This window comes from Sanguibacter sp. Leaf3 (genome assembly GCF_001425965.1).
Classification (GTDB): domain Bacteria; phylum Actinomycetota; class Actinomycetes; order Actinomycetales; family Cellulomonadaceae; genus Sanguibacter; species Sanguibacter inulinus.
In genome coordinates this window covers 300,734-314,777 of record NZ_LMRH01000002.1, presented here as the reverse complement: position 1 = coordinate 314,777, position 14,044 = coordinate 300,734, and the positions used below count along the sequence as shown (strand labels likewise).

13 protein-coding genes are annotated in these 14,044 nt (G+C 72.6%); 8 read left to right on the top strand and 5 right to left on the bottom strand.

Annotation, left to right across the window (positions count from 1 at the left end; all coding sequences use genetic code 11):
• Positions 1–78: 78 nt before the first annotated feature.
• Genes ASG53_RS08850 through ASG53_RS08830 form a run of 5 tightly spaced genes read left to right on the top strand, consistent with a single transcriptional unit; the run spans position 79 to position 3,729 of the window.
• Positions 79–1,044 carry a metal ABC transporter substrate-binding protein gene (locus tag ASG53_RS08850; RefSeq protein ID WP_082543931.1) on the top strand — a complete coding sequence of 322 codons (966 nt, stop codon included), beginning with the start codon at positions 79–81 and terminating at the stop codon, positions 1,042–1,044.
• Positions 1,041–1,868 carry a metal ABC transporter ATP-binding protein gene (locus ASG53_RS08845; RefSeq protein WP_056131665.1) on the top strand — a complete coding sequence of 276 codons (828 nt, stop codon included), beginning with the start codon at positions 1,041–1,043 and terminating at the stop codon, positions 1,866–1,868. The genes ASG53_RS08850 and ASG53_RS08845 overlap by 4 nt, the downstream gene beginning before the upstream one ends.
• A complete protein-coding gene (locus tag ASG53_RS08840; RefSeq protein ID WP_056131662.1) occupies positions 1,865–2,800 on the top strand; it encodes a metal ABC transporter permease in 936 nt (311 codons plus the stop codon). Before ASG53_RS08845 ends, ASG53_RS08840 begins: the two co-directional genes overlap by 4 nt.
• The gene (locus ASG53_RS08835) at positions 2,788–3,186 is read left to right on the top strand and encodes a Fur family transcriptional regulator (RefSeq protein ID WP_056131658.1); all 399 of its coding nucleotides are present in this window, start codon (positions 2,788–2,790) and stop codon (positions 3,184–3,186) included. The genes ASG53_RS08840 and ASG53_RS08835 overlap by 13 nt, the downstream gene beginning before the upstream one ends.
• A gap of 18 nt (positions 3,187–3,204) precedes the next feature.
• Complete coding sequence (locus tag ASG53_RS08830; RefSeq protein ID WP_056133945.1) at positions 3,205–3,729, top strand: hypothetical protein; 525 nt, start codon at positions 3,205–3,207, stop codon at positions 3,727–3,729.
• Between the two features lie 157 nt (positions 3,730–3,886).
• Here the strand turns inward: ASG53_RS08830 and ASG53_RS08825 are convergent, their stop codons facing one another.
• Genes ASG53_RS08825 through ASG53_RS08810 form a run of 4 tightly spaced genes read right to left on the bottom strand, consistent with a single transcriptional unit; the run spans position 3,887 to position 7,801 of the window.
• The gene (locus ASG53_RS08825; protein WP_056131655.1) at positions 3,887–5,065 is read right to left on the bottom strand and encodes an ABC transporter permease; all 1,179 of its coding nucleotides are present in this window, start codon (positions 5,063–5,065) and stop codon (positions 3,887–3,889) included.
• On the bottom strand, positions 5,062–5,832 hold the full coding sequence (locus tag ASG53_RS08820) for an ABC transporter ATP-binding protein (RefSeq protein WP_056131652.1): 771 nt from the start codon (positions 5,830–5,832) through the stop codon (positions 5,062–5,064). The genes ASG53_RS08825 and ASG53_RS08820 overlap by 4 nt, the downstream gene beginning before the upstream one ends.
• Positions 5,829–7,130, bottom strand: coding sequence for a hypothetical protein (locus tag ASG53_RS08815; protein WP_156382725.1), 1,302 nt, complete (start codon positions 7,128–7,130; stop codon positions 5,829–5,831). The genes ASG53_RS08820 and ASG53_RS08815 overlap by 4 nt, the downstream gene beginning before the upstream one ends.
• Complete coding sequence (locus ASG53_RS08810; RefSeq protein WP_056131646.1) at positions 7,127–7,801, bottom strand: hypothetical protein; 675 nt, start codon at positions 7,799–7,801, stop codon at positions 7,127–7,129. Before ASG53_RS08810 ends, ASG53_RS08815 begins: the two co-directional genes overlap by 4 nt.
• A 146-nt stretch (positions 7,802–7,947) precedes the next feature.
• Between ASG53_RS08810 and ASG53_RS08805 the strand changes: the two genes are divergently transcribed.
• The 3 genes from ASG53_RS08805 to ASG53_RS08795 all read left to right on the top strand — a co-directional run bounded on the left by ASG53_RS08805 (position 7,948) and on the right by ASG53_RS08795 (position 12,949).
• Complete coding sequence (locus ASG53_RS08805) at positions 7,948–8,655, top strand: response regulator transcription factor (RefSeq protein ID WP_082543930.1); 708 nt, start codon at positions 7,948–7,950, stop codon at positions 8,653–8,655.
• Positions 8,645–10,486 (top strand): sensor histidine kinase, encoded by a 1,842-nt coding sequence (locus ASG53_RS08800; RefSeq protein ID WP_056131642.1) that lies wholly within the window; start codon positions 8,645–8,647, stop codon positions 10,484–10,486. The genes ASG53_RS08805 and ASG53_RS08800 overlap by 11 nt, the downstream gene beginning before the upstream one ends.
• Positions 10,487–10,573: 87 nt before the next feature.
• Positions 10,574–12,949 carry a HelD family protein gene (locus ASG53_RS08795; RefSeq protein WP_056131639.1) on the top strand — a complete coding sequence of 792 codons (2,376 nt, stop codon included), beginning with the start codon at positions 10,574–10,576 and terminating at the stop codon, positions 12,947–12,949.
• A 145-nt stretch (positions 12,950–13,094) separates the two neighbouring features.
• Here ASG53_RS08795 and ASG53_RS08790 read toward each other — a convergent pair whose 3' ends face one another.
• Positions 13,095–13,919 (bottom strand): isoprenyl transferase, encoded by an 825-nt coding sequence (locus tag ASG53_RS08790; protein ID WP_056131636.1) that lies wholly within the window; start codon positions 13,917–13,919, stop codon positions 13,095–13,097.
• Positions 13,920–14,044: the final 125 nt, after the last annotated feature.

Genomic DNA, 14,044 nt, shown 5'->3' with positions numbered 1-14,044 from the left:
TGGTCGGCGACGACGCTCGCCGCCCGTGACTCACGAGACAGCGCAGGGGTTTGACACCCCTCCCCCGCACAATTGAGAATGATGCTCATGAACATGTCCCGGTCTCGTGTCCCAGCTGCCCTCGCGGTGAGCGCCCTCGGCGCTGCGCTCGCCCTCACCGGCTGCAGCAGCTCGGACACCCCGGACGACGGACGCCTCCAGGTGCTCGCCTCGTTCTACCCGCTCCAGTTCATCACCCAGGAGATCGGCGGCGACCTGGTCGACGTCAGCTCGCTCACGCCGTCGGGTGCCGAGCCGCACGACCTCGAGCTCTCCCCTGCCGCTGCACGCGGCGTCGGCGAGGCGGACCTCGTCGTCTACCTCTCCGACTTCCAGCCGGCCGTGGACGACGCGATCGCCCAGCGCGAGCCCGCCCACGTCGTCGACGCCGCCGACTCCGCGAACCTCGAGGCGCACGAGCTCCAGGGTGAAGAGGGCGACGAGCACGAGGGCGAAGAGCACTCGGCCGACGACGGGCACGACCACGGCGCGCTCGACCCGCACTTCTGGCTCGACCCCGAGCGCCTCGCGGCCGTGAGCGCCGACGTCGTCGCCGAGCTGTCAGCGATCGACCCCGACAACGCCGACACCTACGCGCAGCGCGGCGACGAGCTCGCAGCCTCGCTGACCGAGCTCGACACGACCTTCACCGAGGGCCTCGCCCAGTGCGACTCTCAGCTGCTCGTCACCTCGCACGAGGCCTTCGGCTACCTCGCCGAGCGCTACGGGCTCGAGCAGGTCGGGATCTCGGGCATCGACCCCGAGGCCGAGCCGTCGCCCGCGCGCCTCAAGGAGGTCTCCTCGATCATCAAGGACCGCGGCGTGACGACCATCTACTTCGAGACGCTCGTCAGCCCGAAGGTCACCGAGACCCTCGCCTCCGACCTCGGCATCACCAGCGCCGTCCTCGACCCGATCGAGAGCCTGTCCGACCCCGACGGGGACTACCGTTCTGTCATGCTGACCAACCTCGAGGCGCTCCAGGCAGGCCTGGGCTGCGCATGAGCCAGACCATCACCTCCGACGAGACCAGCGCGAGCGACGGCCCCGGCTCGTCGGCAGCCCCAGCGATCGAGGCGCACGGCATCCACGTGTCGATCGACGGCAGCCACATCCTGCGCGGGATCGACCTCACGGTCCGCTCGGGCGAGGTCGTGGCGCTCCTCGGCGCCAACGGCTCGGGCAAGTCCACGCTCGTCCGCTCGCTCGTCGGCATCTTGCCGACCACGCACGGCACCGTCGCCATCCACGGCACCCCGCTCGGCCGCGACGTCCCCTGGCAGCGCATCGGCTACGTCCCGCAGCGTGTGAGCGCCTCGACCGGTGTTCCCTCGACGGCTCTCGAGGTCGTCTCCTCGGGGCTCCTCTACGGGCGACGCATCCGGCTGCCGCGCTCGGCACGCGCCGACGCCCTCGACGCCCTCGAGCGCGTCGGTCTCGCCGACCGGGCCGACCGGGCCGTCGGCGAGCTGTCCGGCGGGCAGCAGCAGCGCGTGCTCATCGCACGGGCGCTCGCGCGCAAGCCCGACCTGCTCGTCCTCGACGAGCCCGTCGCCGGCGTGGACCACCCGAGCCAGGAAGCCTTCGCGGCGACCCTCACCGACCTCGTCGAGCGGGGCACGACCATCCTCGTGGTCCTCCACGAGCTCGGGACCTTCGCACCGCTGATCTCCCGCACCGTCGTGCTCCAGCACGGCACCAAGGTGCACGACGGAGCGCCTCTGGTCCCGCTCGGCGACCACGGCGCCCCCGGCCACGACCACGTGCACCCGCACCACGACGAAGAGCCCGGCTCGTCGCTCATCCAGGACACAGGATTCCCCTCATGACGACCTTCTTCGCCGAGCTCAGCGGCATGCTCACCGACCCCTTCATGCGCCGCTCGCTCACCGCTGCGATCATCGTCGGCCTCACAGCGCCGGTCATGGGGACCTACCTCGTCCAGCGCAAGCTCTCGCTGCTGGGCGACGGGATCGGGCACATCGCGCTCACAGGTGTCGCCGTCGGCTGGCTCGTCGGCTCGACGATGGGCCTCGTCAAGAGCGACGCCCTCGCGATCCCCGGCGCCGTCGTCGCCGCAGTCCTCGGCTCGGTCGCGATCGAGCTGGTCCGCGAGCGCGGACGCACGAGCGGAGACGTGGCACTCGCGCTGATGTTCTACGGCGGCATCGCCGGCGGTGTGCTGATCATCGGGATCGCTGGCGGGACCAACGCGAACCTCATGTCGTACCTCTTCGGGTCCATCTCGACGGTGACCATCACCGATCTGTGGTTGACGATCGGCCTGGGCGCGATCATCCTGCTCGTCGGGGTGGGGCTCAGCTCGGCGCTGTTCAGCGTCTCCCACGACGAGGACTTCGCACGTGCCTCAGGTCTGCCGGTCCGCGGGCTCAACATCGCGATCGCGATCATCGCGGCACTGACCGTCACGGTGTCGATGCGCGTGGTCGGTCTGCTGCTCGTCAGCGCGCTGATGATCATCCCTGTCGCCGTGGCGCAGCTGGTCACCACGTCGTTCCGCCGGACGATGATGGTGGCTGTCGGGATCGGTGTCGCCGTGTGCGTCGTCGGGCTGTCCATCACGTACTGGCTGCCGCAGTCTCCCGGCGCGATGATCGTCGTCCTGGCGATCGCCCTGTACGCCGTCGTGGCGGCCCTGCGGCCGCTCGTGGTGAGGCGCCGCACAGAGTCGCGCGACCCCCACCCCGATATACTCGACGACGTCACACTCGACCAGGGAGCCCCCAGATGCAGCGCATGACCCGGCAGCGGACCGCGATCGCGGACCTGCTCGAGTCCGTGGAGGACTTCCGCAGCGCGCAGCAGCTCCACGAGATCCTGCGGGCCCGCGGCGACAGCACAGGCCTCGCGACGGTGTACAGGACCCTCCAGGGACTGGCCGACGCCAAGCAGGTCGACGTCTTGCGGACCGCTGAGGGCGAGAGCCTCTACCGTCGGTGCGAGCGCTCCGAGCACCACCACCACCTGGTCTGCCGCAGCTGCGGTGCGACGGTCGAGATCGACGGCCCGACCGTCGAGTCCTGGGCGACCCTCGTCGGCTCGACCCACGGCTTCACCGAGATCGAGCACACCATCGAGCTGTTCGGCACTTGCTCCGACTGCGCCGCCGCCGCAGCCACGTCCTGATCCGAGGGCGTGCGCACCATGCCTGATCAGCTGGAGAGCGCACCGTTCGCCGGCATCTTCGGGTTCTTCTTCGCTGTGGCCTTCGTCCGGACGCTGGTCACCTACGGGGTCGCGCGCGCCGTCGCCGGCACGACCCTCGACGGCGCCCGACCCGACAACCGGGTCCTGGCACGGGTCCACGCCTGGTCGCTGACGCCCGGAGCGCAGCGGGCCACGACCTTCGTCCACCGCTGGGGTGTGCTCGCCGTGCCGATGAGCTTCTGCGCTGTCGGCACCAAGACCGTGGTCAACGCCGCCGCGGGTCTGAGCCGCATGCCCTTCGCGACGCGGTACCTGCCCGCGCTCGTGGTGGGCTGCCTCGTCCACGCGACGATCTACGCGACCGTCGGGTGGGCGGCGTGGACCGCGGCGCTCGCCGGCGCGACCGGGTCGGGGTGGGTCGCCGTGGCTCTCGGAGGGTTCGTCCTGCTCGTCGTGCTCGTGGTGCTCCGCGCACGGCGCGTGCGCCGGAGCCGGACGACGTCCGAGACGTCAGGGTCGTGAGCAGCCAGCCCCCCAGGTCAGGACGGCGCTAGGCCGCAGGGCAGCGCGCAGCAGTCCCCAGCTGCGCGCAGCAGTCCCCAGCAGGGCTCGCGCAGGTCCCGTCGCTGTCCTCCCCCTCCCCGACGACGGGTCCTCGCACCGCCTCGGTCGCACGGTCCTACTCGGCCGAGAGCGCGAGGGTGGGTGCGAGCCGCGCGGCCCTCACGGAGGGGGCGATCCCCGCGAGCACCCCCGTGACCAGCGCAGCCGCGATCCCGACGCAGACCACGCCGAGGGGGATGACGACAGGCCACCCGCGGGAGGTGGCCCAGACCACCGTCACGACTGCCCCGCCTGCGCTGCCGAGCGCACCGCCGGCCAGGCACAGGCAGAGCGCCTCGGTCATGAACTGCGTCCGGATGGACGCACGCTGGGCGCCGAGCGCGCGTCGCAGCCCGATCTCGCGCCTGCGCTCCAGCACGGAGGCGAAGAGCGTGTTCGCGATCCCGACGCCTCCGACCAGCAGGGCGACGCCGGCGAGCCCGACGGACATGCCCGCGAAGGTTGCACCGCTCGCCTGCTTCGCTGCGATGACGTCCGACGGGCGGCTGACGAGCACCCGTCCAGGAGACTCGGGCGACAGCGTCGAGGCCAGGACTGGACGCAGCTCACCGATGGTCTCGACGGGTGCGGCGACGTAGGCGACGGTCGGGCGGACGTCCGGGTCGAGCCAGGCCTCGGCGTCCTCCCAGTCCATGAGGACGGCCGACTGGAGGTCGACCGCGAGCGGGCTCGGTGCCAGGACGCCGACCACAGTGAAGGCGACCCCACCGATGTCGATCGTCACCGGTGCTGACGGCAGACGGTCGAGCCCGAGGCGCTCGGCTGCGTCGGAGCCGAGCACGACGGTCGGTTCGACGTCTCCGTCGAGCGCCCGACCGTCGGCCACCCTGAGCCGCAGCAGCTCGTCGAGCGAGCCGCTCACAGCGAGCGCCGTGATGGCCCCGTCACCCTGCGAGCGCAGAGCGCTGCTGCGGACCTGGGCGTGCGTGTTGGCGACCACCGCCGCACCGGTGACCGGGCCGACGCGTTCGAGCATGGCCTGGCTCTCGGTCGGCAGGGTGCGGACCTCGTCCCCGGACTGCACGGGGTCGGCCCGCAGGAGGTCCGCTCCGAGCGCCGACAGACGACGGTCGAGGTCCGCCTGCGACGAGGCCGGGATGCTCGTGACCAGGACGACCGTGGCGATGCCGATCGCGATGCCGAGAGCGGCCAGCACGGACCGCAGGCGGCGGGCGCGCAGCCCGACGGTCCCGACCGCGAGGGTGTCGAGCACGGACAGGCGCGCGCGGATCATCGCTGCTCCTCGCTGAGGCTCGCTGCACCCGCACCCGGGTCGCCACCACGGGCAGCAGCCACAGGACGGGCAGGGTCGCCAGGCCCGGCGACGTCGGCAGCACGGTCAGCGCCGACGATCACGCCGTCGTGGAGCGCGACCCTCCGCGGCGACCGGGCGGCGACCGTCGCGTCGTGGGTGATGACGGCGATCGTGGCACCCTCCGAGCTGAGCTGTTCGAGCAGGCCCATGACCAGCTCGCCGTTGCGGCTGTCGAGCGCACCGGTCGGTTCGTCGGCCAGGACGATCGTGGGGTCCTTGGCGATGGCGCGGGCGATCGCGACCCGTTGCCGCTCACCGCCCGAGAGCTGGGGCGGTCGGTGCAGCAGCCGGTGGTCGAGCCCGACCCTGTCGAGCGCCTCGGCTGCGAGCCCTCGACGCCGCCGTCGCGGCACACCGGCGTAGAGCAGACCTGTCATGACGTTCTCTGTGGCGGTCTGGCCGTCGTCGAGGTGGAAGCTCTGGAACACGAAGCCGATGGACCGCGCCCGCAGCTCGGTGGTCTCTCGGTCTGTCAGGCCGCTGGTGTCCTGGCCGTCGACGCGGACGGTGCCAGAGGTCGGTGCGTCGAGGGTGCCCATGATGTTCATGAGCGTCGACTTGCCCGAGCCGGAGCGTCCGACGATCGTGAAGAGCTCGCCGCGCTCGACCCGGAGCGACACCCTGTCGAGCGCCACGACGTCGGGCCCGTAGGTCTTGGTCACGTCCTCGAGCTCGAGGACGCTCACGAGGCGGTCACGACCTTCAGGCCCTCGTGCACGCCGTCACCCGAGACCTCGACCCGCGTGTCGGTGAACATGCCGGTCTCGACCGGCACCAGGGTGCCGTCCTCGAGCTGGAGCGCGTGCCCGCCCTCGCGCAGGGCGAGCAGCGCGGCCGGAGGTACGGCGAGCACCTGGTCGTGGCGCTCGGTCGTGACGCGCACGGTGACGGGCCCGCTGTCCACCCCGGTCAGCGTCTCCTGGTCCGCGACATCGACGAGCACCGACGTCGTGGCGTCGCCGGCCTCGCTGGTCGTGCCGACCTCGGTGACGGTCCCAGGGACCTCGGCACCGCCGGGCAGCAGGACGGTCACCTCGCCCCCCTGCTGCACGGCAGCGCTGGGGACGTCGTCGCCCTGGAGCCGGATCACCTTGTGCGTGCTCGTGACCCGCAGGACGGCGGCCCCCTCCGCAGCGTCTCCAGGCTGAGCCAGGACCGCCGAGACGCGCACGTCCTCGGGGAGCACGACCACCTCGCCGGTCTGGACCGAGGTCGTGCTCGTCGTGCGGACAGGCGGGGGCTCGACGGCGCCGGCGTCAGCCGCGGCTGAGGGCTCACCGCCCTGATCGTCGGTCGGCACGACGGGCTCCTGGCTCTCACCGTCGGTCGAGGCCGTACCCTCGGCCCCGGCCCCTCCCTGGTCGCCGTCCACGGCACCGGGCAGCGCCGGAGCCCCGGTCGGCTCGTGGTCGGTCTGCGAGCCCGTGGGCCCCGCACCGTCGGGCGAGGCGGTCTCGACGGGACGGAGCCCGTTGGCCGTCCGCCACCGGCTGACGGCGGCGGCGAACCGTGGGCCGGTCACGTCGCCGGGCGGGAATGCGGCGAGATGCCCGAGAGCCACGAGGTTCTGCGCGACCACGTCGACGTCAGACCCACGCATCCCCGAGCCGTCCAGGGTCCTGTAGAGCGGGGTCTCCCCGAGGAAGAGGACGACGGGCTGGTCGTCGGTCCGCAGCACCGTGGACCCTCGGGTCAGCACGGTGCCGACGTCCGGCAGCCAGGTGATGGTGCCCGGTCGTGAGCTCTTGATCTCCCGGGAGCCGGAGAACTCGACCACCCCCTGCGCCTCCTGCGTGACGACGAGGTCTTCACGCGTCACCTCGACCGTCGCCCGCGCCGGTCGCTCGACCGCAGTCGGGCTCGCCCCACCGTCGGAGGAGCCGCTCGGCCAGGCGGTCGTCACCAGGGCGCCGACCGCGACGAGAGAGGCGGCGGCGACACCTGCGGCCACGACCGCCCGGCGGCCGGGGCGGGCTGTCCTCACTGCCACGACCCGGCGTCGACGACGCTCGTCTCGCACTGGTCGTAGAGCTCCATGCCGAGGCTGATCGACCGCGAGTCGTTGGACGGCCCTCCGAAGGCGACCCCGATCGTCCCGAGGTCCTGGACGACCTCGACGTAGGTGACCCCGCGGTCGTGCAGGCAGTCCACGACAGCCTGCACGAAGTTCAGCGCGTCGGGGTTCTGAGGGTCGTGCTCCCACGGCGGGAGCGCGGCGAGGGGTGCGCAGACCTCGCTGGCGGCCGCGTCGGCGGCAGCCTGCTCGGGCGAGGCGGGGCCGACGCCCCCCTCGATGCTGCCGCCTGTCGAATCTGCTCCCGAGGGGATGCCGGTGCGGTCGGTCATGCAGCGGTCGTACCCGGCCTGCGCCTCGATCTCCTCAGCCTCGGTCATGTCGAGGCGCAGCCGGACCGGTTCGCCGTAGGTGGCCACCAGGTCGTCGGCGGACGGGCCCGCCTGCGTCGGGTCACCGGACCCGGTCTCGGGCGGCGCCGCGGGCTCGGCGGGCGCAGCAGTCGTCGGGATGCTCGCGATCTCGCCCGCGCCGGTCTCGGCCGCGCCGCCCTGCGCTCCAGAGCAGGCGCTCAGGGCGATGACGAGAGCGAGCAGCGGGACGGCTGCCCGTGCGTGGGTGGTACGGAGGTGGACGTGCATGGTCGCTCCAGGGGTCGCAGGTGCTGGGAGGTGCGCGACGAGACGCTAGCGAGCGAATGTGAGGAACCTGTCTGGTGCTGTTGAGGTGCTCGTGAGCCGTGCTCCCAGGCGCTCTCCCAGCGGTCCTGCGCCCCTAGGATGGCGGCGTGACGACGATCGTGATCGCAGAGGACGACGAGCTCCAGGCAGAGCTCGCGCGGCGCTACCTGACCCGCGAGGGCTTCGAGACGACGGTCGTCGGCGACGGGCGCTCCGCCCTCGAGGCGGTCCGCAGCTCGGTCGTCGACCTGCTGGTCCTCGACGTCATGCTGCCCCAGATGGACGGCTTCGCCGTGTGCCGGGCGCTGCGCGCCGCAGGCGACGAGACGCCGATCCTCATGCTCACCGCCCGCTCCGAGGAGGACGACCTGCTCGTGGGGCTCGAGCTCGGGGCCGACGACTACCTGTCGAAGCCGTACTCTCCCCGTGAGATGGTGGCCCGGGCGCGAGCCCTGCTCCGCCGCCGCCGCACGGTCGACGACGGGCCCGTCACGGTCGGTCCGCTCGTCGTGGACCCCCGACGCCACGAGGCGTCCGTCGGCGGCGCCCCGATCGACCTCACCCGGGCGGAGATGCAGCTCCTGACCCTCCTGGCGGAGCACGCGGGCCTGGTCCTCAGCCGACCACAGCTCTTGCGGCACCTGCACGGCTCCGACGAGTACACGACGGAGCGCACGATCGACACCCACATGAAGAACCTGCGGGCCAAGGTCGACGCGGTGTTCGACGGGCCCGAGCTCCTGCGCACCGTCTACGGGGTGGGCTACAAGCTGGTCGACCCGACCGCGACGGAGCCCGGGGCCGATGCGACGTAGCCTCGTCGCGCGGCTGCTCATCGCCGTCGTCGCGGTCGCCCTGGTCGCGGTCCTCGGGACCGTCTGGCTCACCCATACCACGCAGCCCAGCTACAGCATCGAGCAGGCGGGCACCAACCTCGAGGCGGACGTCGCGATCGTCGACGAGCTGCTCGACTGGGGCGGGTCGCACGCGACCTGGGACGACGTCGGCCCCCTCGTCCACAGGCTCGCGCGCGAGCACGGGCGCCGCATCGCGGTCGTCGAGCAGGGCCGCACCGTGGTCGACACCCGCCCAGGGCTCCCCCACCCCGACCACGCCCGCACGGAGGTCGACCCGTGGCAGGACCTCGTCGACCAGGTCCTGGCACCTGGCGGTTCTCCGGGGGCCGGGGGCGACGACCTCGCCCCGCTCCCCGACCACCTCAGCGGTGCGCTCGCGCTCGACGACGAGCAGCGTGCAGAGAGTCTGCGCAGGGTGTCGGCGGTCGTCGAGTGCCTGGGGCTGGCCCCGGAGACGTCGATCGGATTCTGGCCGACCGGCCGGGCCGTGCTCGACGTCACGCCACAGCCGGAGGGCTGCGACGCTCCGGGCCTGGCGCAGCCGATCGGCCCGGAGCAGCGCGTCCTCGACCAGCTCACGGACCTGACCAACCCCTGCCTCATCGACGCTGGGCTGCCGCCTGTGGACCGTGTGGTGCTCCGGCCTGTCCGCGCCGACCCGGCGGGCATCGTGCTGGGGCTCGAGACGGGCGCAGCCCCGGTCCGTCGGCCCGCGGCCGGAGACGAGCTGCGCTGTGTCGCGGCAGCCTTCACGACGGCCTCGGCCGGGTCGGTCGCCCCGTCCGTCGAGGTGTTCCTCACGGACGAGCGCGGAGACCAGCGTGGTGCGCTGGACCTCAGTCCCGGGTCGCAGGCACGCATCGCCCTCGTCTCGGCGGTGGTCGTGACGCTCGTGCTCGCCACGGCGGGACTCGTGGGTGTGCCGGCGGTCCGCCGGGTCCGCTCCGTGACACGCGCGGCACGCGAGCTCGCAGCGGGCGACCTCTCCGTGGTCGTGCCGGTGCGCGGGGGCGACGAGGTGTCCGATCTCGCCCGGGCCTTCAACACCATGGCTGCCGAGCTCGCGCGTGCGCGGGAGCAGCAGCAGCAGATGGTCGCCGACGTCTCGCACGAGCTCCGCACCCCGCTGACCACGCTGCGCGGCTGGCTCGAGGGCGCGCAAGAGGGCGTGGTCCCGACCGACGCGCGCCTCGTCGACCTGCTCCACGGCGAGACGATGCACCTGCAGCAGATCACCGCGGACCTGCACACCCTCACCCGTGCCGACTCCGGGCACCTCGTGGTGCGCCCCGAGCCGACGGACGTCGCCGCCCTCCTGCTCGACGTGCGCCGCGCGTCGAGCGGCAGGGCCGCCGTCGACGGCGTCGAGATCGTGGTCGACGCACCCGACGGACTGGTCGCCGACGTCGACCCGGGGCGCGTGCGGCAGGTCGTCGACAACCTCGTCGCCAACGCCCTGCAGCACTCGAAGGGCACTCGGGTCGATCTGCACGCCTCGCAGGTCGACGGGGCTCTCGTGCTGGAGGTCGCCGACGACGGGGTCGGGATCAGCGCGGACGACCTCCCCAGCCTGTTCGACAGGTTCTGGCGTGCGGACGACTCGAGGACCAAGGGCTCGGGCGGCTCTGGCCTGGGTCTGGCGATCAGCCGCACGCTCGTCGAGCTGCACCGCGGGACGCTGACCGCGGCCAGCGGGCTGGGCGGCGGCACCGTCTTCACCGCCACGTTCCCGGGGTCGGTGCCCCCTGGCGGACCGGACGCACAGCGTCCTGCCTCTCTCAAGGTATAGCCGGGCCGGGGGCTTGCTGCAAGGCCCCCTGCGCGGTGGAGGATCGTCGCCCGAGACACTCGACACCTCGGGCAGAGGAGCAGCACCGTGCACACCACCACCAGCGTCTTCGACCTCCCAGAGCACCTCTCTGCGAAGGCAGACCCCCGGCTCGTCGAGCTCGACGAGCAGCACTTCGCAGCCCTGAGCAGGTCGCTCGAGCAGACCGTCACCAGCCTCACTGCGCGCCTGGCCGCCGTGCGGCGCTCCCCCGCGGGCAGCGGCCAGACCGCCGTGGAGCGTGACGCGGAGATCCACCGCCTCGTCGCCCGGCTGCGGGGACTGCGCAGCTACGGGCCGGACCTCTGCCTCGGTCGCACCGTCTCCGACGACGCGGCCGACCACCACGTCTACGTGGGACGGCAGGGCCTCGTCGACGCTGCAGGCGACCCGCTCCTCGTCGACTGGCGCTCCCCCGCCGCCGAGGCGTTCTTCGCCGCGACCCCGGCGCACCCGATGAGCCTGGCCAGCCGCCGTCGCTACAGGTGGCACCTCGGCCGGGTGCGCGACTACTGGGACGAGCCGCTCACCGCCGCCGTGGTCGACGGCGCTGCGGTCGACGGCGCCGCGGAGGACGGGCACGGCACGCTGCCCGACGCGCGGTCGGCCTTCGTCGCCAGCCTCGGCGGGAGCCGGACCGGTCGCATGCGCGACGTGCTCGGCACCATCCAGGGCGACCAGGACGCGATCATCCGTGCCGGCTCGCGCGGCACGCTCGTCGTCGACGGCGGGCCGGGGACCGGCAAGACCGTCGTCGCGCTGCACCGCTGCGCCTATCTCCTCTACACCGACCCGTCGCTCGGGCACCGGCGCGGCGGGATGCTGGTGGTCGGACCGCACGAGCCCTACCTCGACTACGTCGCCGACGTGCTGCCCGACCTCGGCGAGGACGGCGTCCTCACCTGCACCCTCGCCGACCTCGTCCCCGAGGGTGCGGACGCGGTACCGGAGGCCAGCCCAGAGGTCGCGCGGCTCAAGGGGACCACGCGGATGGTCGAGGCTGTCGACGCCGCAGTCCGGTTCTTCGAGCAGCCACCAGCCGAAGGCCTCCTCGTCCAGCCCGCCTGGGCCGAGGTCTGGCTCAGCCCGGGTGACTGGACCCGGGCCTTCGGCTCCCCCGACCCCGGCACCCCGCACGACGAGGCGCTCGACAGCATCTGGGAGGAGATCCTCGACATCCTCGTGGGCAAGCACCAGGACGAGGTCGCGCGAGACGACGACGTGGAGGGCTCGCACAGGCTCGGTCGTCTCGACGGTGTCGACGAGTTCGACGTCGTAGACGACGTCGTGGACGACGGTCTCGACGTCGACGACGGCAGGTACGACGGCAGAGGGCACGGCGACAGCTCCTGGCCCGACGATGGCGCGGGTGGCGCGAGCGGCGCAGGCGGCGTCCCGACCGAGGTGCTCCGCGCGGCACTCCGCCGCGACCCTGAGCTCGTCGCAGCAGTCGACCGAGCCTGGCCGATGCTCGACGCCGCCGAGGTCGTCGCCGACCTCTGGTCGGTCCCGGCGTACCTGCGGCTGTGCGCACCGTGGCTGAGCCCGGACGAGCGCGAGGCGTTGCGGCGCCCGGCGGGCAGCCCGTGGACGGACGCAGACCTCCCCCTCCTCGACGCGGCACGCCACCGCGTCGGCGACCCGACAGTCGCGGCTCGCCGGGTCCGCCACGACGCGACCGTCGCGAGCGAGCGCGAGTACAGGTCGCACGTCGTCGACTCCCTCGTCGAGGCGGACGACGACCCGGAGGGCACCTCCGTGATGCTCCGCAGCAGCGACCTCGCCGACGCGCTGGCCGGTGCCTTCGACACCGTCGACCGGCGGCACGACGCCCTCGCCGGGCCCTTCGCGCACGTCGTGGTCGACGAGGCGCAGGAGCTCACGGACGCCGAGTGGCAGATGGTGCTGCGGCGCTGCCCGTCACGCAGCCTGACCGTCGTCGGCGACCGCGCGCAGGCACGCCGCGGCTTCCGCGAGCCCTGGGGAGAGCGGCTCCAGCGGGTCGGGATCGACGAGGTCACGGTCGCCCCGCTCACGTACAGCTACCGCACCCCGGCCCCGATCATGGCCGCGGCCGAGGCGGTGGTGCGCGCCGAGATACCGGATGCGAACGTGCCGGTCTCCGTGCGGACGGGCGGGCTGCCCGTGCTCTACGGTCGCCTCGCAGACCTCCATGCCATCGTCGACGACTGGCTCGACAAGCACCCCGACGGCACAGCCTGCGTGGTCGGCGCACCGGACTTCACCACGACGGAGCGCGTCCGCTCGCTGCCTCCGCAGCTGACCAAGGGTCTCGAGTTCGACCTCGTCGTGCTCGTCGACCCAGCCGCGCTCGGCACCGGCCTCCAGGGAGCCGTTGACCGTTACGTCACCATGACCCGCGCGACCGAGCAGCTGGTGCTGCTCACGCCCGACCCGACCTAGCCGCGACGAGCATCCCCAGCGCAACCTGTCCCGCCGTGGCCGAGCAGTCTCCGTCGACCCCGGCCGTGGAGCCGGTCGGTCCCTGAGAACACCGCCACGGACGAGGGTCAGTCCTGGTCGGTCTCCTGGACGTGACGCAAGGTGGTCACCCAGCCGGCGCTTCGCTCGCCCTGTCGACCGCTCCCCCGTACCGGCGGTCCCGCTGGGCGAACTCCTCGACGGCGCGCCACAGCGTGCGGCGGTCAACGTCGGGCCACAGCTGGTCCATGAACACGAGCTCGGCGTAGGCCGACTGCCAGATCATGAAGTTCGAGATGCGCTGCTCGCCGGAGGACCGCAGGAAGAGGTCGACGTCGGGCAGGTCGGGTTCGTCGAGGTACTTCGCGACGGTCTTCTCGGTGATCTTGCTCGGGTCGAGGCGCCCGGCGGCGACCTCCCGGCCGATGGCCTGGGCGGCGTCGGCGATCTCGGCGCGTCCCCCGTAGTTGACGCACATGGTGAGGGTGCAGACCGCGTTGTCCTTGGTCACCTCCTCCGCCGTCTCGAGCTCGGCGATCACCGAGCGCCACAGACGTGGCCGTCTGCCAGCCCACCGCACCCGGACGCCCCAGGAGTTCATGGTGTCGCGCTGGCGGCGCAGCACGTCGCGGTTGAAGCCCATGAGGAAGCGGACCTCCTCGGGCGACCGCTTCCAGTTCTCGGTAGAGAAGGCATAGGCCGAGATGTGCTGCACACCGATCTCGATCGCCCCGGCGACCACGTCGAGCAGCGCTGCCTCGCCAGCCTCGTGGCCCGCGGTGCGCGGCAACCCACGGGCGTTCGCCCACCGCCCGTTGCCGTCCATGACGACGGCGACGTGCTTCGGCACGAACTCGAGCGGGATCGCTGGCGCCGTGGCACCCGACGGGTGCGGGTCGGGACGGACCGGCGGACGCCGGTCGGCGGGCTCAGGGGTTCGGGTGCGAGCCATAGAGAGCTCCTTCTGTCGCCGAGATGGAGGAGGGGGCCGCTGGGGCCGTCGCTGACGGTGGAGCCGGGCTGTCCCCGTCGGGCCGCGCCGCGGTGGGATCGGTGAGGGCTGACGCGGGAGCGGCT